This window comes from Paraburkholderia humisilvae, from assembly GCF_902859855.1.
GTDB lineage: Bacteria > Pseudomonadota > Gammaproteobacteria > Burkholderiales > Burkholderiaceae > Paraburkholderia > Paraburkholderia humisilvae.
In genome coordinates this window covers 72,622-94,110 of the sequence record NZ_CADIKH010000007.1, presented here as the reverse complement: position 1 = coordinate 94,110, position 21,489 = coordinate 72,622, and the positions used below count along the sequence as shown (strand labels likewise).

Here is a 21,489-nt window from a genome sequence, read left to right as displayed (position 1 = left end):
ACAAACGCAAGCGGAAGGAACATGATTCTGACCCGTCGCTTCATTCGACCCTATCCCTGAGAATCTGCATGCTTTCAGGATCACCTTCCAGTCTGTCGGCACATGCTTTGATCTTTCTGTAGTAAATCCCGTTTATAACATCTCGATATTTGATGCAGGCCTTCGCCACCGCGGCGGCCTCTCCGTGTCTCTGTGCGCTCGCTAGTAGCAGGCCGAGATACTTCGTGCTGAAAACGACATCTGACTGACATCCCGGATCGAATGGAACACACATGTTTGACGCGAGCGTAAAAAACCCCGCCTTAGCGGGGCCGTTGGGTCACGATCCGCCCCAGTCTTTTATATATTGCTTGATCTCGTTGATGCGGTTATTCGTCATTGTCGCCATGCAATTCCAGAACCTGATATATCGCTCGACGGCTTGTCCCATCATATACGTCTCTGTGTAGCACTCGTTGTTTCGGTACTCGATCCATGACCTCTGGGCCTTCAAGAAATACGGAGCAGAGAGAGGCTTTTCACCATATTCCTTGACGAATTTATCACTATTATCAACTAGCGATTTCATCGCCCTGAGTTGAGTATTCAGCTTTAAGTCTGCGCGCTCAAATTTCCGGTGTTCGCATTGCTCCAGGTCCTCATTGGAAGCGTGCTCTCCAGTCATGCATAGGTGTTCGACCTGTGCAGCGGTAAAGTTTGAAAAATACATTTTCGAAGACTGAAAATCCTGAAAGTCGAAGTCACCAGAGTACCTGCTTTGCGCCACCGCGAGCACAGGTACAAGTAATAGGGGTAGAAGAATGTTAGTGTGACGAATCATAGACCCCCGCCTCGAACATTTCGGCTTCACGATGGCGTCGTCGCTTTAGTCCCATAACAAGCTGCTTGCCGCTGTGACTATACTCACGCATCCTATCACCGACTTTGCTGTAGTCGCCTTTGTTTACAAAATCCAGGAGTGATACCGCGTGTCTCTGAAGATTGTAAGTAAAACATACGAGAGCATCGTATTCAAATTGATAAAGTGGAATCTTTATTTTGTCGTTGACAATGCGCTCCGGTATTTCTACGTCATGCCGAAGAAGCTTCTCCGCTTCAGCTTGGGAGATACCTTTTTCGAAAGATTTCTCAAAAGTCGTCCCTGTTATCTTTCCTGAGTGAACGAGATGCCCATAGCCGATGGTAGCGTTACCGCTCTTGCTTCCATCATTGTCATACATTTTTTCTGCGTATTGCTCCCATCCTTTTAGAAACTTGACGGCGTCGTCAGATATTTTCCAAGGCTTGCACAGCCGCGATGTATAAACGTTGACGTTTGAGCCAGGCGTTGTGTTTGTTGTTGCACTACAGATAGCGTCAGTCATTGGTATCTCTGTAATATGTTATCGCGCGGTATTACGCTACTTCGCGGTGCCCCAGATAGAGGCGGATATTCTGCGCGTTGCTCGTTGCGTGGCGCTCTGTGCGACCCGATGAATCGGTTACGCCGTGGGCCAGTTCACCCGAAGAGAGGCGAACCGTGTAGAAAGTTTCGGGCATCGGTTTGCCGGTAGCGTCGTATAAGGTGAACTGTTCGTCGTGTTTCACTTCGGATTGCGTGCGAACGTCGCGTGCGCTGCTCGTGCTCGCACTCGTTGCGTTGGCCATCGCCGAATACTTTTCCGCTTCATCATCGACAGTCGAATCGCCCGCATGGATAGCGATGATCTGCGGATGCTGTTGGCACTTGCAAAGCACAATATCGCGATCGAGCGCCACCTCACGTGCGTTCATGTAGTTGAGGCGGGCAGGGCCACCCGCCTTGATGATAATCCCGGTACTTTTGCACGTTCCGCAGTACGCCTCGCCACCAATCAGCGCGACCTGGTGGCCGTGAAACATGAAGTCCATCTGGTTTCCATATGGCAGGATGACCCCGCCACTCGTCAGCGTGTCGCCAACGACCGCAATACGACGTAGCATGATGTCCCCTTACTGGCGTGTGAGAGCGACGCCGTGTTCATCGACGGGAACGAAGATTGTTGACGTGCGTGGCTCACGATGCGGGCCATCTGTAATCACGTCGCCGTTGTCGAGCACGCTGCCACTTGTGACCCGGCCGCCGCGCTCGGTACGCGCGCCGATCGTTGCGAAGGGATAAAACCTGCCTTTGCGTTGCTGCTGCTCCGACATTTCCAGTTCTCCAGTGAGTAGTTGGAAACCGCCGGCCAGCGATGCGACCGGCTATGCGACGGCGGCTTGAGCCGCGCGAATCGCAATCCTCGATGGAGTATGGAAAGGCGCGCAATCAGTAAACTCTGAAAATTTTTCGAATAAATCCAACGCGCATAGCGCGTGCGTCCTGTCTTGGCATCCGACAATTGCTGTCCAATGCCGCAAGTTATTCTGATGGTCAAATCTCGCCGCCAATATCCACAAGTCAGCGCACCGCGGGCTTTGTCGTTTCTTGTCCCCTTCAAATTGCAGGGAGCTCACCATGTGCGACCGATACGCCAGTAAGTCTTCGTTTCCAATTCGCCCGCGCGGAAAGCATGATCGCTGTTCGACATCCGCGTGACCGTCGAACACGATATGCGTGCGTTACGCCCGAGTCGATCGGTTAGAGACCAAGCGGTCTCCAACCCTCAACATCTTGGGTAACCGGTTATTCCGGAGATGAATTGCGCAATACGACATTGCCATGCGCAGCAAAGTCCGCAGGATTTGTTAAATCCAGACGTGCTACCTTGCGTTCAACCTGATTACCGCTCACGGACGCTCCCATGAACGACCCGAGCCATCGGTCCCGCTACCTCGCGCGGCTGCAACGCGTGCTGGACTACATCTACGACCATCTCGACGAGCCGCTCGATATCGACCGGCTTGCGGAGATCGCCTGCATGTCGTCGTACCACTGGCACCGTATCTATCAGGGCCTGTACGGCGAAACGATCGCGACGACGGTGCGGCGTCTGCGGCTTCATCGGGCCGCGGGCTTGCTGGCGAACGGCACGCAACCGATCGCCGAAATCGCGACGCTGTCCGGCTACAGCAGCTTGCAGTCATTCACGCGGACGTTTCGCGCGGTGTATGGGATGCCGCCTGCGCGGTATCGGAAGGAAGGGAGTCATCGCCGGTTCCGGCCGGTCATTTCAGGAGGCGCAGAAATGGAACACCGAGAGGTGGAGATACGTCACGTGCCCGCGATGGAAGTCGTGTCGGTTGAGCACGTCGGCGACTATATGCAGATTGGCAAGGCGTTCGATACGCTGATGGGCTGGCTCGCCGCGCGCAATCTGTTGAGCGACGAGCTGCGGATGATCGGGATTTACTATGACGACCCAGGCGTTGTCGCGAAGGAGCAGTTGCGCGCGAAGGCGGGTGTGTTGCTGCCACAGCAGGTCGACGTTTCCGCGCCATTCGCTATCACGCCGGTACGCGGCGGCCGATATGCGGTGTTGCGGCATAAAGGCCCGTATAGTGACATGCATGCGGCCTACGAATGGCTATTCGGCGAATGGCTCGTCAAGTCGGGGCACGAAGCGGCGGATGCGCCAGTGTTCGAGGAATATCTGAACGATCCGAAGCATACGGCGCCGGCCGAATGGCTGACCGAGATTTGTGTGCCGCTGCGCTGAAGCGATCATCCGCCGACTGGCCCAAGGCGAATGCCCAGCACGCACCCAACCGCGATAATCGCCAGGACTGTCGCCGCAATCATCACATACCGACGGTTGCGCTGCTGAGCGAAGATCGCGAGCATCAACGTGACGCGCAGGATCGGCAGTAGAACGAACAGCCCGACGCCTGCCGTCACCACATATGCCGACCATCGCGCGTGTATCGCGTCCAGCATGCCGGTGCGCGCCGCCGCGTCAAGCATGAGGCCGGCGGCGATGACCGTACACGCGACCCACGTACCGTACTGAAGCAACACAGCCAACCGGCGGTCGAGCAGCGGCGGAGTGTATTTCTGCGGATTCATCGATGAATCAGAGCCGTGAGGTCGATACCGAATCCTTGCAGCAGCATCGCGCACGCGACAAGTACAAGGGCGCTCAGAAACAGCAGTCGAAGGCTTTCGTTCGAGACTTTCATCAGCACGCGCGCACCGACCACCGCGCCGATCACCGATCCGAGCGCAACCGGCGCCGCAACCGCACTGACAATTTCGCCACGCAAAAAGTACGCGCCGGCACTCGCGGCGGCAGTGACGCCGATCATAAAGTTCGACGTCGCGGTGGACACCTTGATCGGTAGCCGCAATGCATGATCCATCGCAGGAATCTTGAGGATGCCGCTGCCGATGCCCAGCAACGCGGACACGAGGCCTGCGACATACATCAACGAAAGACCGGCTGGCACGCGCCGCACTTCGTAGGCCACGTCGCGGCTCAAACGCGGGTCGCGGTAACTCGAATGGAGATCCAGCGCGGTAGCCAGCCCGCCGCGCGTTGCGGGCGCCGCGCTGCTCACCGGATCGACGCGGCGCAGGTACATCTGCCACGCCGATATCAGCAAAACAGCAGCGAACAGAAAATCGAGCGCGGCAACCGGAATCAGCCCCGCGACCAGCACGCCGGTCAACGCACCGAGCGTCGTACCTGTTTCAAGCACCAGCGCGAGCCGCGCGTTGGTTAAACCGTGCCGCAAAAAATCGGCGGCGCCGCCGCAGGAGCAGGCGATGACCGACACGATGCTCGCGCCGATTGCGACATGCAGGTCCAGGTGAAACAACACGACGAGCATCGGTACGATGAATAGGCCGCTTGCCATACCAAGCATACCGCCCAGCGCGCTGGACCCAAGACCCGCGAAAAATAGCCAGATGGTGAAGGTAAGACTCATCGTGTGCCACGGTTGGTTGACGGGAACGCACGCGCAACGCAGTGCGGTCCATTGCGCGACTGGCAAGTTAGTATAACATGTTATATCAACACAGGACAGGCTACTGGACAAGTGCGAAGGCAACGAAGCCAGGTTGCTATATCATGCGTTAGCGACAACCCCTGCCCAACTTCCGCCTTGCGACAAACCCGACCCACGAAAGTCAAGCAACGACCCGCACTCCAACCGGACGGCCCGGTGCCGCTTTATTCGCAAATCCGCGAGACGCTGCGCGCTGAGATCGAGCGGCAAACGCTGAAGCCCGGCGCGCAGTTGCCGCCGGAAAGCGCGTTGATGCAGCAGTTCCGCGTGAGCCGCATTACCGTGCGGCAGGCACTCGCGCATTTGCAGTCGGATGGTCTCGTGTTCAAGGTGCCCGGCAAAGGGACTTTCGTCAGCCATCCGAAGGCGACGCAGGAAATCAACCACCTGGAAGGGTTCGCCGAGGCGATGGGGCGGCAAGGACGCGGCACCACCAACCGCGTACTGTCGCACACGGTGATCCGCTGCAACGACGTGGTCGCCGCGAAGCTTGGCATCGAACCGGGTAGCTATGTGAGTGAAATCCGGCGCGTCCGCTATCTGGACAGCCGTCCGGTGTCGCTGGACGTGACCTATCTGTCAGTCGAAATCGGAGAAGCGCTGCGGGGTTCCGAAGCGCTCGTGAAACGCGACCTGTTTTCGATCCTCGAAGAGGACATGAAAATCCGTCTGCGCTTTGCGGACCTCGACATCGCCGCGATTTCCCCGGACGCGGCAATGCGCGAGATCCTCCAGATGCCTGACGACAGCCCCCTGCTAAAAATCGAGCGGCTGACGCATAACGCGCAGAACGAGCCGGTCGACTTCGAGTACCTGTTCGTGCGCACCGACTATCTGCATTACACGCTGCGGCTCGAACGCAAGCGCAACAGCTGACCCCGAGCCGCCATCCGTCAGGAAGTCAGGAACGCACGACGCTGCCTTCCCCGTTCGTCGGCAGATCGCGGTTCGATGCGATCTCCAGCGCGCGATCGTGATGCAGCAGCAACGCCGCCGCCATACCGATCAGCCCCGCGCCTGCGAGACACAGCAGGCCCGCACCGAATCCGCCGGTGCTGTCCTTGATCCAGCCCATGGCATACGGCCCGAAGAACCCGGCCAGATTGCCCAATGAATTGATCGCGGCAATGCCTCCCGCCGCAGCCGCGCCGGACAGAAATGCCGCAGGCAAAGTCCAGATGACCGGCAGACAGCCGAAGATGCCGAAACCGGCAATCGACAGCGCGACCATCTTGAGCACCGGATTGTCGAGCCCTGCGGACGCCGCGATGCCGGCCGATGCGACCAGCAGCGCAAAGCCCACATGACGCTTGCGCTCGAGCTTACGGTCCGAATGGCGCCCCCACACGATCATGCTGATGACGCCGACGATATACGGCAGCGAGGTCACAAAGCCGGTCTGCAGATTACTCAGACCGAACGACTTGACGATCTGCGGCAGGAAGAAGCTCAAGCCGTAGTTGGTTGCATTGGCACCGAAATAGATCAGCGCGATCGCCAGCACGCGTGGGTTGAAGAGCGCTTCCTTTACGCTGAACGCGCGCACCGCTTCGCGATGCCTGCGTTCGTCGGCCTGGCGCGCGACCAGCCATTCCCGTTCCTCTGCCGCGAGCCAGTGCGCGTCGGCAGGCTTGTCGGTCAGATAGAAGTAGACGACAAAGGCGAGCACCAGCGCGGGCAGCGCTTCAAGCAGATACAACCATTGCCAGCCGGCGAGACCGGCGCGTCCGTCCAGCGACAGCAACGCACCGGAGATCGGCGCGCCGATCACCGTCGAAAGCGGAATGGCCGCCATAAAGTAGCCGACTACGCGACCACGATAGACAGCAGGAAACCACAGCGTCAGCAGGAAAATGATGCCGGGAAAGAAGCCCGCTTCAGCGATGCCCAGTAAAACGCGCAGCCCATAAAAGACGCCGGTATGTGAAATGCCTGTGTATTGGGAGATGTTCGGAATAAAGGCCATCGCAGCCGCGACGATGCCCCACGTGAACATGATCCGCGCAATCCACCGCCGCGCGCCGAAACGCTCGAGCAGCAGATTCGATGGGACTTCGAAGAAAAAGTAAGCGATGAAAAAAATGCCTGCGCCAAAGCCGAACTGCGACGCGGTAAAACCCAGCTCCTGATTCATCTGCAATGCGGCAAACCCGACATTGACCCGGTCCAGATACGCAACGAAATAACACACGATCAGAAACGGCACGAGCCGGGACATCACGCGCTTCATGGTGCGAGCTTCAAGATCCATCGGTGTCTCCTCCGAATTGGGATCGAGTGGGGATGCGAGTGCGGTGTATTAAGCAGGAGACTACACTCGAATGCTTACGTTAGAAGTGCGAGTGAGGACTTCATACGGGAAAACGTGAGCGCAATCCGTGCAGCATAAATCGTGCATGCACCTGGCGCACACGCACTTTCAATCTGAAAGGGACCCCGTTGCGCGTTACGGGAGCGCGCCGAGCACGCGCCACCACAGAAGATCGAGCGGAAGAACCGCGACGATCGTGATCGCGGCAAGTGTCAGACAGAGGCGGGTGCCATCCTTCATCGATACGCCGCCCATATGCATCGCGATCATCATCGGCGGCGACTGGTACGGCAGGATCACGGTCGAGAATGCGGGCACTTGCAGCATCAGCACGGTGTACAGCGACAGGCCGCTCGCATGGGCCAATTGACCGGCTAGCGGTGTAAGCACCGCGGGCAGGGCCGGCAAGGTGGTGAGCATCGAGATCGCGATGCCGATCGCGACGATCAGCGCGACGTTGGTCATCGGACGCCCGGGTTGCATATGGGTCGCGTCGAGCAGCCAATGCGCGGCCCACTGCCCTAACCCGCTTTGCGTGATCAACGCGCCCAGGCCCAGAAAACCGGCGACGTAGATCAGCGGCGCAATGTGCAGCCGTTCATTGAAGTCCTGGATCGACATGATCCGGGCTTGCGGCAGCAGACACACGACACCCGCCGCTAAACTGACCCATGCAGGCGACACGCCGTGCCAGAAGTCGGTTGCATAGAACAGCAATGACAGCGCGAGCACCGCGGCCAGCATTTTCTCTGAAGACGACAGCGGCTTCGCCGATCGTTCCGCGAGTGTCGTCTTGTCGATCTTGTCCGGATAAAGCCAGCAGATCAGCACAATGATCAACACGGTTTTGACCGCACCGAGCAGCGGAAAATGGAGCAGCAAATACGGCGCATAGTGAAGCTTGACGCCATAGAGTTGCTCCGCCGCGCCAAGCAAGACCGAGTTCGGCACATTAGCGGGAAGAACGGACGTCGAGGGCATGTAGCTTCCCGCGGCCACGGCCATCACGATGCCCGTGCGGCCGCGACGTCCAGCGCTCAATCCGAGGCGGTCAGCCAATACCAGCACGATCGGCGTCAGGATCAGGATGCGCCCGGTCGTGGACGGCATCACGAACGCGAGGCCCACCGAAGCGATCACGACCATCGCGACGTAGTGCCGGTACGTATCGGCGCGCATCGATAACAGCTTGTCGCTTAAGCGTTGCGCGAGTCCCGTCGTGCGCACGGCGACACCGGTGATGCTGCCGCCAAACACGAGCCACCACGCGGGCGACGTAAAGCCGCTGAATAGCGTGTCGGGCGGAGCGACCGTGAATAGCACGCCGAACAGAAAGAACAGCAGTGTCGTGACCGGTTCCTTGAACAGGCCAAGCGCCCAACTGACCACGGTGAAGACCACCAGCAGCGCGGCGCGAAAAGTAGCGGGCGTAAAGCCATGCACCGGAGACACGTGCCGCGACGCCGCCAGCGCGGCGATCAGCAAGAGCAGCAGCGCGCCTGTACCGACCTGCTCGGCGCTCCAGCGCGGGGTCTCGATGACAGCCTTCGGCGTGTCGCTCATGGAGGTCTCCGTTTTGATGTGTGTTCTGCGAATCGTAGACCGATTTACAATGGCATCAAATCGTTTAAGGGTCAAAAACTTACGTTTTTATGCCACGCCAGCGAACTGCCTACGATCCGTATCCGAAGTACACGCCGACGCCCGTCGAACCGGTGATGGTGCATCTGCGCGTTCCTCCGGCGGACGGCGTGATCCGCTGGCATACGCACGCGTGGGGACAACTGGCGTGTCCGCGCAAAGGCAGCATCCGCGTCAGCGTGCCGGGCATGATGTGGATCGTGCCACGCTACCGCGCCGTCTGGATTCCACCTGGCATCGAACATGAAGTGGCAATGCTCGGCGAAGTGGAGTTTCACGTGATGTATGTGGAACCCCGTGCGCTATCGTTGCCGCTCGATGCTTGCACGGTGATCGAAGTCAGCCCGCTGATGCGCGAGCTCGTCAATACGCTCGCGGACGACTCGGTCCATCAGGAAAAAAGAAGGCATGCCGCGATGACGTTGCTCGTCGAAGAGATCCGCGCGGCGCCTTCATTGCCGCTTGGTTTGCCTCTGCCCACCGAGCGGCGGCTCAGAGGCCTGTGCGTCGCGATGATGGAGGACCCAGGTTCGGAGAAAACGCTCGTCGAATGGGCGCCGCTCGTCGGCGCAAGCGCGCGTACGCTTGCCCGGCTTTTTCAAACCGAACTGCAGACCAGCTTCGGCACATGGCGCAGGCAATTGCGGCTCGCCCGCGCAATCGATCTGATTGGGCGAGGCGTGCCGCTAACCGATGTGGCAACACAGGTTGGCTATGCGAATCCGTCCGCATTTACGACGATGTTCAGGAATGCGTTGGGATTTCCGCCGTCGTATCTGGTCAGCGGTGCGGGAAACGCAGTGGCGGATGATGCGTGACATCGCGCGTCGCCCGCCGCTACCTTCACCCTCCCCGCGTCACAGCTGCTGAACCTGCAAGATCGCTTCGGCAAACGCCTTCGGTGCCTCTTGCGGCAGGTTGTGCCCGATCCCACCGGTGACCGTGCGATGCTGATACTTCCCGGTGAATTTCTTCGCGTACGCAGCCGGTTCCGGATGCGGTGCGCCGTTCGCGTCGCCTTCCATCGTGATGGTCGGCACGGATATAGTCGGGAAGGTCGCGAGGCGCTTTTCAATATCGTCGTATTTCGACTCGCCCTGCGCCAGCCCCAAACGCCAGCGGTAGTTGTGAATCACGACCGCCACGTGGTCCGGATTGTCGAACGCCTTCGCCGTTCGGTCATAGGTGGCGTCGCTGAATTGCCATTTCGGTGACGCGAGTTGCCAGATCAGCTTGTTGAAGTCCTTCGTGTTCGCCGTATAGCCCGCGACACCACGTTCAGTCGTGAAGTAGAACTGATACCACCACTGCAGTTCGGCCTTCGGCGGAAGCGGCTTATGGTTCGCTTCCTGGCTGCCGATCAGATAACCGCTTACCGACACGAGCGCCTTGCAGCGTTCCGGCCATAGCGCCGCGATGATGTTCGCGGTGCGTCCACCCCAGTCGTAACCACCGAACACCGCCTGATCGATCTTCAACGCATCCATCAGCGCGATGATGTCGACCGCGACGACCGCCTGCTGACCGTTGCGCAGCGTATCCGCCGACAGGAAGCGCGTCGTGCCATAGCCGCGCAGATACGGAATGATCACGCGATAGCCTTTGGACGCGAGGATCGGCGCGACATCGACGTAGCTGTAAATGTCGTAAGGCCAGCCGTGCAGAAGAATAACGACCGGCCCCTGCTTCGGACCCGCTTCCGCATAGCCGATGTTGAGCGTACCGGCGTCGATCTGCTGGATCGTATCGAACGACGCATGGCTCGCGACCACGTGCTTCGATTTCGCGGCGCCCTCTGCAGGCTGTGCGGCCTGAGCCAGATCGCTCAGACTCAGGTCCAGCAGGCTGAGCCCTGCCAGCGTCGTGCCAAGCAGCCGACGGCGGCGCACATTCACGGTATCCGACATAACCATTCCTTTGTTAAGTTGTTAGAGAAGCGCCGCGATCGGCGCGTCCGGAGATGTTGTCGTTATAGCTTAGGGAATCGCTCGGCTTATGTCGCACTGTATCTACACAACACGCCGACACACAGCGTATTAAAGCGTCGTCTCGCGCAGCGACCCGAACGCCGGACCGGTCGGCCGCACGCGCAGGTCCGGATCGAGGCGCGTCCATGGGAGGTCCGCCGGGTCGGCGGCCATCGGTCCGGGCGATTTGGCCACCAGGATTGCGTGCGCAATCGGTTCGAAGTCCGCGCGAAAGTGCACCGAACTCTTGTTGACGAGAATCTTCATCCGTTCGGGCTCAATGCCCGCGACGCGGAACAGGTTGCGGTCGAATACCTGCATCTTGATCGTACTGACCGCGATCCTCACGCCCTCGATCCGCAAACACGCGACCGGCCCGAGTTCGCCTCGCATCCCGTTGAGCATCGGACCATCGAAGCGGAACTGCCCGTCCGACAGATGCTCGACTTCGAATTCGCCTTCGAGCGGCGCGTCGCCGGGCACGCTGGGGCTGCCGCCGACGCGCAACCGTATGCGTGCGCCCACGCCCGCGCGATGGGCCGCCACGGCGGCCTCGGGGTCCCAGATCACCCCGACTGCCGCCTGTTGAGCACCCTGGCGCAGCAAGGCCCGCACCATGCCCATCGTGTTCGCATCGCCGCCCGCGCCCGGGTTGTCCTGTGTGTCGGCGATGATCACGGGCTTCGTCGCGGCACGGCTCAACCGGATCGCTTCGGCTGCCGCGTCGTCAGGCGTCAGGAACGCCACATCCCAACGTGATTCCTCGTCGACGAGTTTCGCCAGCAGCGTGTCCGCGGCGTGCTCAGCGGCTTCTTTGTCGAACGCGTGCGCCCAGACCGTCGGGCCGCACTCCGGAAAGTCGGACGCCGGAAAGCCAGGCGCGAACGACATCGACACGACATCGCCGGTTTCAAGTTGTTCGAGCAATCGATACGTGTCGCGGGCCGGGTCAACCAGCGTACACATGCTGTTCACCGGCAGCAGGAACGGCACACGGCGCAGCGCGCAGTGCAACGGCCGCCCCTCGGCAACGAGGCGCTCGAGAATCTGCGCGGCGCGCGTGCCGGTTGCCGCCATATCGACGTGCGGATACGTGCGGTACGCGACCAGTGCGCTGGCGTGCCGCGCCATTCGCGCGGTGACGTTCGCGTGCAGATCGAGCGACACCACCACCGGCATCGTGTCGCCGACAATCTTTCGCACGCGCTCGAGGAGTTCGCCTTCGCCATCGTCGATCCGCTCGGTGACCATTGCGCCGTGCAGATCGAGATAAATCGCGTCGAAGCCGCCGGCCTTCACCGCGTCGATGATCTCGCCGCCGATCCGTTCGAACGCATCGGTCGTCACATGCGCCGACGCACTGGCGCCGGCCCAGATCACCGGCAGCAATTGATGACCGCGTGCTTGCGCAACCTGAATAAAGCCGCCGATCGGCACGTTGACGTCGCGCAGCTTCATCACCTCGGCGCCGCGCGCCATCGGCGGGTAGCCTTCGCCCTGGATAAAGCTCTGGTAGGACGCACGGGTCGGCGCGAACGTATTGGTTTCGTGCTGGAAGCCGGCAATCAGGATGTTCATTTCAGGTGCCTGTCGTTGAGGTGATTTCATATTGGCAGGCGCAGATCGCACTAGCAAGAGCAACAAAGTTCACATATTGTTGTGTTTTGAGCAACGCGGCGCAACACAATACCGTTACGGAGACATTCGATGCGTGAGATCAACCAGCAGCGGCTGCGCTATTTCCACGAGGTGCTGACAGCCGGCACGATTCGCGGCGCCGCGGATCATCTGAACACGTCGCCATCGGTCATCACACGGCAAATCAGGCTGCTTGAGGAGGAACTCGGTACGCTGCTGTTCGAACGGCAAGCGAGAGGCGTGCGGCCGACCGAAGCCGCCGCTCATCTGCTCGAGTTCTGGCATGGATACCGGGCTCAACAGGAGAAGCTCGAAGACCAGCTGCACGCGTTAAAGGGGTTACAGACCGGGCATATCGAAATCGTCGTTAGCGAAGGGTTCGTCGATACGCTGGTGGACGAAGTGCTGGGACCGTTTTGCGCGCGTTATCCGAAGCTCGATATCGGCATGAACATGCTCGCGGTCGACGCGATTCTGGAAGAAGTCGCGGCGAGCCGCGCGCATATCGGGCTTGCGTTTAACCCGCCGCCCCATCCGCAGATCGCGTATCGAGCCAGTTCGGCACAGCCGGTGGTGTTGCTGTTACGCAGCGATCATCCGCTTGCGTTGCAAAAGCGCGCGGCCACCATCGACGATTTGTGCGCATGGCCGCTTGCGGCGATGCCGTCCACGTTCGGGATCGGACACCTCGTGAGGATGCTCGAATTGGCCGAGAACATCGAGTTCCGGCCGACGTTGGCGACGAATTCACTAACCGCGCTAAAGCGTATGGTGATGAGCGGCGACTTCGTCACGCTGATCGGCCAATTCGGTGCGTATCGGGAGATACTGAGTAGTAAGCTGACCACCTTGCCGATCAAACATCCGTTGTTTGAAGGGACGCACGCAAGGCTGATCGTGAAGGAAGGGCGACCGCTTGCGGCAGGGCCTTTGGAGTTGATCAGGTGGATCGAGGAGAGGTTGCCGGTGTTTGCGCAAGCGAAGACACAGGCTCAGGGCCGTGCGCAGAAACGAGGTCGGCGCGGCCAGGCCGCGGCGCGCCGACGCAACGACGGTTGACGATATGCAATGACCGTCGTCCCGATCGGCAAGTCCATGCGCGATCGGGACGGCGCCCCCACCCCACTTACTCCGTCTGGCTACGCGGCTTCAGCTTGCCCTGGAAGCGCAGCACCGGATGAACCGTCTGCGCTTGCGGCGTCACCGTCATCAACTGACGCGCGGTGACGGTCGGCGGCATGATCGAGCCGATCGTCGTTGCGCGCGATGGATTGGCGAGGCCCGAGTTCACGAGCATCTTCGCTTCCATCTGCAGGTTGGTCAGCAGTACCGGGTCGGTGAACGAGCGGCTTTGCGCAAGCAGCTGGCTCCACGCGTTGTCGCCATAGTTGACCACGTAGTAGTCGAGCCCGCTCGGATCCGCTACCACGCCCGTGCAGCCATTCAACCGCACCTGCATTTGCGTGTCCTTCAGCGCCACCGTCTTGCGCCGGGTCAGGCCGTCGCCATACGCGAGCGTCAGCGGCACCGTCCACTGAATACCCGGGTACGTGTTCTGGCTCGGATACGGCTGTTGCTTAAGCGTGACGATCGTCTGGTTGGACGTCAGGTCGCATTGCGTGTCGAGCGAAATGAGCGGTACACCGGTTTGACGCACATAACTGTCGCCGATTGCCTCCATCGGTTCGCCGCTCGCCTTCGACAGTTCTTTCCACAGGCGCTTAGGCGTCACGTTGCCGAACGAGTAGTCGGTCAGATACGACCGCAGGCCCTTGCGCATCACGTCTTCGCCGAGATAATTCTCGATCATCTTCAGCACGATGCCGCCCTTGTCGTACGTGAACGCACTGGCGCTCAGCACGAAGTCGTTCGATGCCCAGTCGTTGAAGTTCGGCTGCACCGGGAACGACGTGCTGCGCAAATCACGCGTCATCACCGAGTACTTGGTCTTCACTTCGTCGACCCAGTTGAAGCGGTCCGGGAAGAACAGAATCTTCGTCTTGTTCTCGAAGAACGTCGCGAACGATTCGTTCATCCACACGTCGTCCCACCAGTCGAGCGTCACGAGATCGCCGAACCACTGGTGCGCGGCTTCGTGCGTGAGCACGGTCACGCCGTAGTCGGACATCGTCGTGCCGGGAGGCGGAAGAATATCGTCGGCGAATTCGAGAATGGCGCCCCAGTTCTCCATGCCGCCGAAGTTCAGGTCCTTCTGCGCCTTGAACGCATCGTTCGCGGCGATGGTATCGAACTTGGTCAACGGCAGTGCGATGCCAGTGTAGCGATAGTAGTAGTCGAGCGCCTGCTTGGTCTGCTGCATCGCGGGCACGGCCCAGTCGCGCATGCCAGGCGGCGCGAAAATGCGCAGATGCAGGTTCTTGCTGTCCTTCAGCGGGCTGACGAAGTCGTCTTCGAGCACATCGAACTGGCCGCCGCCGAAGAACAGCAGATACGACGGCATCGGCGGCGTCTTTTCGAACGACACGCGCTTATAGCCGCTATCGACGGTGACAGGCGGCAGTTCGGCCGCATTCGACACGACGCGCCAGTTCTGCGGCACTTCCGCCGTCACTTCGTACGTCGGCCGGAAGGCGGGTTCGTCCCAGCCCGGGAACCATTGCCGCGCAAGATTGCTCTCGCCTTGCGTGAGGATCGCGCCGCTCGTCGCGCCGTCGGTCGCTTTCAGGTCGACGCGGAACACGCCTTCCGCCGCGGAGCAGCCCGGATACGGGTCGTCGCCGCAGCTGCCGCCGGTTTGGGTCGCGGGGTCGTCGTAGGTCTTGAAGTTGATGATGCCGGTCCACTCCATATGCAGCGAGTAGTTGCCAGCCGGAATCTGGCCGCTCGACGGACGCAGCTGATAAAAGTCGCCGTCGTCCTGCGGCGTCGCGATCAGTTGAATGTTGCCGGGCTGCAGCACGGTCTTGCCGCTCAGGAACTGGATCCGATGCCCGGCGATTTCGATATGGTTGACGCTCTTCTTGACCTGGATCTCGACGTCCGCGCGGCCATCGAAGGCGGACAGTTCGGGATTCGGGCGGAACCATAACCGGTAATTGATCGGCTGCACGGTGTCGGGCAGCTCGACGGGCTTCACGGTTTTGTTGATCGATTTGTCCGCGACCAGCGGCGCTGCCGGCGCCGGCAGCGCCGGTTGCGACGCGCCCGCCGCAGGCGCCGCAGCGCCTACCTGTGATGACTTGTTCGAAGCGATGCCCGCGTCGTCACCTCCGCCACATGCGCTCAATGCCAGCGCGCCGGCTAATAACAGGCACTGCATCTTTAACCGGGAATATCTACTCATTGTTCGTCCTTGTCGGATAAGGCAGCCTTGAAAAATGTGCAGTTATGGTTCTCTCGTTGTTTTTGAATAAAAAATCTTCCCCATGCGCCAGAAGGCGAATTAAAAATATCAATTAAAAGACGAGCTCAGACCTCAGCCAGAATTGCCGATACTGAGGCCTTAAATGCGTGAATCAAAGAATTGCAACGGCGTGACAACGCAGCGCGCAGCAGGCGCTGCGCGCGAACAGACTCGCAGGCTGGCTAAGGGCGCCGGGGGGTACAAACACCCTTTCTTCTGATAACTGTCAGCTTACGATGGCGCTAGATTAGTTGGGCAAACGTTAGCATGTCAATCTACGGTTACAAATATTTCACGCGTTTCTTTTAAATATGCCGATTAAATTTATCCAATCCGGAATGGCTTTATTTAAATTGCATTAAAATATATTGATAAAATTGATTGACCATTCGCTTCGGGTGGCGTGACCGCTTTTAGTGCAGGCGTATTCATCTTTGTGCTCGCGCAGCATACGTGGCTGCGCATGCACCGCTGGCGAGCGCCAATCAGTCCGCGGCTGCGACGGTGAACTCGAAGCAGGCGCCATACGGCACATTCGCCGAAACGGTGAGCTCGCCACCGTGCGCCTCGATGATCGACCGGCAGATCGATAGCCCCATCCCCATGCCGGTATTTTTGGTGGTCACAAACGGCTCGAACACTTTTTCCTGCACGGTGGGATCGACGCCCGGCCCGGTGTCGACAACGCAAACGCGTATTCGCCCATTGCGGGCCGGTTGCGCCGATAGCCGCAGGGTGCGCGACTCCGGCGGCGAGTGGGTCATCGCCTCCATCGCATTGACCACGAGATTGAGCACCACCTGCTGCAACTGGACGCGATCGCCAAGGACAGCGAGTTCACCCGCGATAGCGCGAGCGTCAATCTCGACGTCGTGATGCGCGATCTCGCGATGCAGAAGCTGTAGCACTTCGCGCATCGATTCGTTCAGGTCGAACCGTTTCATTTCAGGCGGAGACTTCTTCGCAAGCGACAGCAGCCCGCGCACGATCATCGCCGCCCGCGTCGTGTCGGCCGCGACGCGATCGAGCGTGCAGCGGGCCTCGCCCACCTCCGGCTCGGCGCGGTTCAACCAGCGAAGCGCGGCCTCGGCCCCGGTCTTCGCGGCACTGAGCGGCTGGTTGACCTCGTGCACGATCGACGCGACGAGTTCACCCATCGTCGTGAGCCGAATGGTGCGCGCGAGTTCGGCCTGCGTGGTCCGCAATCGCTCGGCAACCTGCTCGCGCTGCGCGCTTTCTTCGATCAACTGCGCATACAGCCGCGCGTTCTCGAGCGAAATGGCCGCATGCGTGGAAAGCACGGCCAGCACCGACGTGCGCTCCTGGGTGAACGCGCCTGGCGCGAGGTTGTTCTCGATGTATAGAAGGCCGACCATGCGCGACTGGTTCAGCAGCGGCAAACACAGCACGGAGCGCGGCCGGATCGCACGCACGTATGCGTCGCCCGACCATTCGCGGGCCGCTCGCGCGTCGTCGAGCACCCGCATTTCGCCCGTGCGGATCACGGTGCGTGCGAGCGACAGCGGCAAATCCATCGGACCCGCCGCGCCGGAGCGCAGGTCGACGTCGACGGTTGCGCCGCTGACCTTCGCCTCAGCCTCGATTTCCATTGCATCGCCATGCATCATCACCAGCACGCAGCGCTGGCCTCCCGCGTGTTCGAGCGTGCAGCGCATCAGCGTTTTGACCAGCCGTGTCAGCACGATTTCACGCGACAGCGCATGGGTCGCCATGATGACCGCGCGCACGTCGAGCTGGCTTTCCAGCCCCACGGGCGCGTCGCGCTGCCGTGGTGTCGCGAGCTCGGGATACGCCGCGTCGAGTTGTGCGACTTTCGCATCGGCGCCCCACGCGACGTAGGCCTGTCGCGCGTGACGCAGGTACGATCGCGAAGCCGTTTTCGCGCCGAGCGCGGCATGGAACTGCGCCGCCAGTTCGTTCGCGAGCGCCTCGTTGTGCAGGAAGCGCTGCTCGCGGGCACAGTCGATTGCGTCTTCATAGAGGCGCATCGCGTCGGGCACACGATGTTCGATGCGGGCGATTTCGGCGGCCACGAGTGTTGCGCCGTCGCGATAGTTGCTCGGTGCGTTGCGCGCCCAGATGTCCAGTTGTTGCTGGTGCAACTTAAGCGTGCCGAGATGCCGCTCGCGGTCGTCGCCGTGCTGCGTCCGGCCGGCCGCGGCATGCACGAGCGCGCTGAACAGCACGAAAAGGGCTGCCTCGAAATGGGCGCCCGACGACCAGAGCAGCGCAGACGCGCGCGCTTCCGCGTCCAGCGCCGCGGCGAGGTCGCCGAACAGGAAGTGGCACTGCATCCGGTGTGTCCAGTGGGCAAATGCGGACTTGGGCCGGTTCGTGTACCGGCTCGCCTCGTCGTCGGTGCTCCACGCGTCATTCGGCGGCGCGCCGCGCAGGGTGTCGATATAGGTGATCTGCGCGCGAATCGCGTCGATCATAAGATCGATTTTCGTGCCGCGCGCATAGGCGAGCGATTCGTAGGCCAGCTGCTGCATTTCCGCGAGCGGCGCGCCATAGACCAGCATTGGCGAAATCAGATGGCGGCGGCAATAGGCGGCAAACGTCAGATCGCCGGCTTGCGTCGCTTCTTCGAACGCACCGCGAATGTGCGGCAGCGCGTCCCGCACCGGACGCGTCCACGACTGCATCACGCCGAAGGTCAGATGCACACGCGCCTTGTAGCGCTCGAAGCCGCGCGCGTCGACGAGATGCATCGCCAGTTCGCCGAGTGCATGGCAGGCCTGGTAGTCGTTAAAGCGCCGGAAAACCTCGCTCACGCAAACGTAGCCGTAGCACGATGCGTCGGTCACACCATGCTCGAAGCTGATGCGAGCCATGTGCAACGCAATCAGTGCGGACAGGTTAACCGTCGTGAACGCTGCCGGCGGGATCAGATCGGCGAGTACTTGTAACACGCCGCGCCACACCGGGTCGCTCATCGTCGGCTGAACCTTGAACTCGTCGAACGTGCGACCGCGCAAGCGTTCGGTCAGACGTTGATATTCGACTTCGATTTCGGCTTCGCTCGGGCATGCAGGCAAGTCGACGCCCGCCGTATGCAGATACTGCAGCCCGACTTGAACCGCGAGATCCGGCCGATCACGTACGACGTAAAGCGCTGCGCGCAGCGCTGTGATTTCGGCGGCAAAGGGCAAGTCCACCGGCTGCTGGGCGAGCGCGCAGAGGCGCGTCTCGGCTTCGTCCAGATGGCCGGTGATGAATTCACACTCGGCGAGGTGAAACGCGGCCGTTTGCAACATCGGATGGTCCGGGTCGTGCGACCGGATTTTGGCCACGTGACGCAGATACGCGAGCGCATCGGCATAGGCCATCGCGCTTTTCGCCTGCAGGCCCGCTTGCAGATTCAGTGCCGCGAGATCGTCGCGCTCCTCGGCACGATCGATCAAATCCACGCCGCGATTCAGGTGATTCACCACTTCGAATACGGAATGGCTGTGGGGGTCCGCCGCGATACGACTGCGCAATCGACGGCCGATCCGCAGGTGCATCGCGGTGCGCCGGAGGGGGTCGGAGAGCGTCAGGTAGGTCGTCTCGAGGATGCGGTCGTGGGTGAAGGCGTACGCATCATCGGTGCACTGGATCAGCTTGGCGTCACGGGCAGCGCTCAGCGTGTCGTGGACAGTTTGAACCGATACGTCTGCCGCGACGGCGATCGTGTTGGCGGGTGCGCTTCCGCCCAGACACGAGAAGATCACCATCAGATCGCGGGTCGGCGCCGGGAGCAGGTCGATCTGCCGCAGCAGCAGGTCGACCACATTGTTGGTATAGCCCTTTGCCTCGATACGCGTCGGGTCCCACGTGCACCGCCCGTCGAGCTGAAAGGTGATGAGCCCCTCCTGCGCGAGCGTACTGATGAACTGGATCGTGAAGAACGGGTTGCCGTATGTCCTGTCGACGATCAGCCGCGCAAGCACGAGCACACGGTCCTGCCTGTCATTCAGCAAATCGGCCAGCAGCGCGGCGACAGCATCGACGGTGAGCGGCTGTAGCGCAATGAGCTCCGCTTTTTCGTCGTGAGCGAGTGCGTGCAGCGGATGCGATGGGGCGATTTCGTCGTCGCGGAAACTGCCGATGACGAGCAGATAAGGCAGCGGCGCGCGCAATGCCAGGTATTCGAGCACGGAGAGCGTGCCGTCGTCGCTCCATTGAAGATCGTCGATAAACAGCACGACCGGACGTTCCGCAGACGCGAACGCGCGAAGCAGATCGCCGACTACACGCAGGAAGCGGTCTTTTTCCGCCTGCGGCGGTAGTGGGGGCAACGCAGGCTGCGGACCGACGATGCGCTCGAGGTCCGGCATCAGCGGCAGCAATGCACGGCCCTGGTCGCGCAATGCGGATTGCAGGCGCGCCCGCCATCGATCGAATTCGGCGTCGGTGGCGCCCAGCAACGGACGCACGAGATTGTCCAGCGCTTGCGTGAGGCTTGCATACGGCACGCCTTGGGTCGCCGGCTCGCATTTGGATGCCGCCGACCAGCACATGTCCGCACTCAGCCCAGAAAGATGTTCGTGCACGAGCGCGGACTTTCCGGAGCCGGCGGTGCCGCATACGAACACGCATCGCGCTGCGCCCTGCCTCGACTGCCCGAACGCGGAGTCGAGGTGCTTGAGGTCGCACTGGCGCGCATACAGTTTGGTGGAGCGGGCGAGACGGTCCGCGATGTCGTGCAGATTGAGCGGAAACGCTTCGAGCGTGCCATGCTGCCGCCACATGTTCAGGGAACGTTCGAGGTCGGCGCGCAGGCTGGCGGCGGATTGATATCGCTCGCTGGGCGCCTTCTCCAGCAACTTCATCACGATCGCGCAGATGGGCTCCGGAAGCGAGGGTCGATGGGTTCTGACATGGGGCGGCTGACGCGCGGTGTGCGCGTGCGCCCATTCCAATGGGTCTGTCGCTGTGATGGGCGGTGCACCTGTCAGCAGCTCGTAGAACGTGCAGCCCAATGCGTAGAGATCGGTACGAGCGTCGGCAGGCTGATGCGGCATGCCGATTTGCTCCGGAGACAGGTACGCGAAAGACTCCGCTTCCGGTGTAATGGATCCGCACGGGGATGGCGTGCCGCCGCGCGTGCGCTGCGCGAAGCCAAAACCGGTTAGCCACGCGTGGCAACGGCCGGATGATTCAGCGGCTGCGGATCGGGAGGCGGATTCGGATTCGGATTCGGATTCGGATTCGGATGCGGATTCGGTCCCGGTTTCGACGAGCAGATTGTCCGGACCAATTCTCAGATGAATCAGTCCGCCCATATGCATGTGTTCAACCGCTGCCGCTACGGCGGCCGCGAGCGGCAGGAACAGGTCAAGCGGTAGAGGCTTGCCACACAGGTCTCTCAGCAGTTGGCCGCCGGGGTCCTTCAGCAGCAAAGACGGCTGGTCGTCGTAACGCGCTGACGCGACCGGCACCGCGGCCCACTCGTTATCCAGATCGGCGCGCAGCGCGTACTCATGTCTAAGGGCTTCGAGCTGCATCGTCGGATACGCGCCCGCGCCGCCCACTGCGATCAGCATCCCTTCGCTTTCGCCGACCTTTCCCCGATAGAGTGCGGCGCCGCCACGGCGCCTCAGTCGCTCGTCAATCTCATAGTGGATGGCCATCAGTGACACCTCGCGGACGCGAAC

At 60.8% G+C, this 21,489-nt stretch carries 16 protein-coding genes; 4 read left to right on the top strand and 12 right to left on the bottom strand.

Going from position 1 to position 21,489, the window contains the following annotated elements; translation table 11 throughout:
* Positions 1–319: 319 nt before the first annotated feature.
* The 4 genes from HV796_RS08900 to HV796_RS08885 form a co-directional block, all read right to left on the bottom strand.
* Positions 320–820 (bottom strand): lysozyme inhibitor LprI family protein, encoded by a 501-nt coding sequence (locus HV796_RS08900; RefSeq protein WP_175226111.1) that lies wholly within the window; start codon positions 818–820, stop codon positions 320–322.
* Positions 804–1,364: a lysozyme gene (locus HV796_RS08895; protein ID WP_175226110.1), complete on the bottom strand. Its 561-nt coding sequence runs from the start codon at positions 1,362–1,364 to the stop codon at positions 804–806. Before HV796_RS08895 ends, HV796_RS08900 begins: the two co-directional genes overlap by 17 nt.
* A 31-nt stretch (positions 1,365–1,395) precedes the next feature.
* Positions 1,396–1,890: a PAAR domain-containing protein gene (locus tag HV796_RS44085; protein ID WP_246355775.1), complete on the bottom strand. Its 495-nt coding sequence runs from the start codon at positions 1,888–1,890 to the stop codon at positions 1,396–1,398.
* Between the two features lie 81 nt (positions 1,891–1,971).
* Complete coding sequence (locus HV796_RS08885; protein WP_175226109.1) at positions 1,972–2,172, bottom strand: hypothetical protein; 201 nt, start codon at positions 2,170–2,172, stop codon at positions 1,972–1,974.
* A gap of 590 nt (positions 2,173–2,762) precedes the next feature.
* Here HV796_RS08885 and HV796_RS08880 point away from each other — a divergent pair.
* Positions 2,763–3,617 carry an AraC family transcriptional regulator gene (locus HV796_RS08880; protein ID WP_175226108.1) on the top strand — a complete coding sequence of 285 codons (855 nt, stop codon included), beginning with the start codon at positions 2,763–2,765 and terminating at the stop codon, positions 3,615–3,617.
* Positions 3,618–3,622: 5 nt separating this feature from the next.
* Here HV796_RS08880 and HV796_RS08875 read toward each other — a convergent pair whose 3' ends face one another.
* Both HV796_RS08875 and HV796_RS08870 read right to left on the bottom strand, forming a co-directional pair.
* Positions 3,623–3,964, bottom strand: a complete 342-nt coding sequence (locus HV796_RS08875; RefSeq protein WP_175226107.1) for a DUF1634 domain-containing protein — start codon at positions 3,962–3,964, stop codon at positions 3,623–3,625.
* Positions 3,961–4,827 carry a sulfite exporter TauE/SafE family protein gene (locus tag HV796_RS08870; protein WP_175226106.1) on the bottom strand — a complete coding sequence of 289 codons (867 nt, stop codon included), beginning with the start codon at positions 4,825–4,827 and terminating at the stop codon, positions 3,961–3,963. The genes HV796_RS08875 and HV796_RS08870 overlap by 4 nt, the downstream gene beginning before the upstream one ends.
* 237 nt (positions 4,828–5,064) lie before the next feature.
* On the opposite strand from HV796_RS08870, the gene HV796_RS08865 reads away from it, so the two are divergent.
* The gene (locus HV796_RS08865) at positions 5,065–5,784 is read left to right on the top strand and encodes a GntR family transcriptional regulator (RefSeq protein WP_217477867.1); all 720 of its coding nucleotides are present in this window, start codon (positions 5,065–5,067) and stop codon (positions 5,782–5,784) included.
* A 25-nt stretch (positions 5,785–5,809) separates the two neighbouring features.
* Here HV796_RS08865 and HV796_RS08860 read toward each other — a convergent pair whose 3' ends face one another.
* Positions 5,810–7,159, bottom strand: coding sequence for an MFS transporter (locus HV796_RS08860; RefSeq protein ID WP_175226104.1), 1,350 nt, complete (start codon positions 7,157–7,159; stop codon positions 5,810–5,812).
* A gap of 195 nt (positions 7,160–7,354) precedes the next feature.
* A complete protein-coding gene (locus HV796_RS08855) occupies positions 7,355–8,782 on the bottom strand; it encodes an SLC13 family permease (RefSeq protein ID WP_175226103.1) in 1,428 nt (475 codons plus the stop codon).
* 89 nt (positions 8,783–8,871) lie between these two features.
* Here HV796_RS08855 and HV796_RS08850 point away from each other — a divergent pair, with 89 nt between their 5' ends.
* Positions 8,872–9,678, top strand: a complete 807-nt coding sequence (locus HV796_RS08850; protein WP_175226102.1) for an AraC family transcriptional regulator — start codon at positions 8,872–8,874, stop codon at positions 9,676–9,678.
* A 39-nt stretch (positions 9,679–9,717) separates the two neighbouring features.
* Here the strand turns inward: HV796_RS08850 and HV796_RS08845 are convergent, their stop codons facing one another.
* Positions 9,718–10,767 carry an alpha/beta fold hydrolase gene (locus tag HV796_RS08845; RefSeq protein ID WP_175226101.1) on the bottom strand — a complete coding sequence of 350 codons (1,050 nt, stop codon included), beginning with the start codon at positions 10,765–10,767 and terminating at the stop codon, positions 9,718–9,720.
* A gap of 129 nt (positions 10,768–10,896) precedes the next feature.
* Complete coding sequence (locus tag HV796_RS08840; RefSeq protein ID WP_175226100.1) at positions 10,897–12,405, bottom strand: M81 family metallopeptidase; 1,509 nt, start codon at positions 12,403–12,405, stop codon at positions 10,897–10,899.
* Positions 12,406–12,534: 129 nt separating this feature from the next.
* On the opposite strand from HV796_RS08840, the gene HV796_RS08835 reads away from it, so the two are divergent.
* A complete protein-coding gene (locus HV796_RS08835; RefSeq protein ID WP_175226099.1) occupies positions 12,535–13,524 on the top strand; it encodes a LysR family transcriptional regulator in 990 nt (329 codons plus the stop codon).
* Between the two features lie 67 nt (positions 13,525–13,591).
* Here the strand turns inward: HV796_RS08835 and HV796_RS08830 are convergent, their stop codons facing one another.
* Together HV796_RS08830 and HV796_RS08825 are read right to left on the bottom strand one after the other, a co-directional pair.
* The gene (locus HV796_RS08830; RefSeq protein WP_175226098.1) at positions 13,592–15,769 is read right to left on the bottom strand and encodes a M1 family metallopeptidase; all 2,178 of its coding nucleotides are present in this window, start codon (positions 15,767–15,769) and stop codon (positions 13,592–13,594) included.
* Positions 15,770–16,314: 545 nt separating this feature from the next.
* A complete protein-coding gene (locus HV796_RS08825; RefSeq protein ID WP_175226097.1) occupies positions 16,315–21,465 on the bottom strand; it encodes a trifunctional serine/threonine-protein kinase/ATP-binding protein/sensor histidine kinase in 5,151 nt (1,716 codons plus the stop codon).
* Between the last annotated feature and the right edge of the window lie 24 nt (positions 21,466–21,489).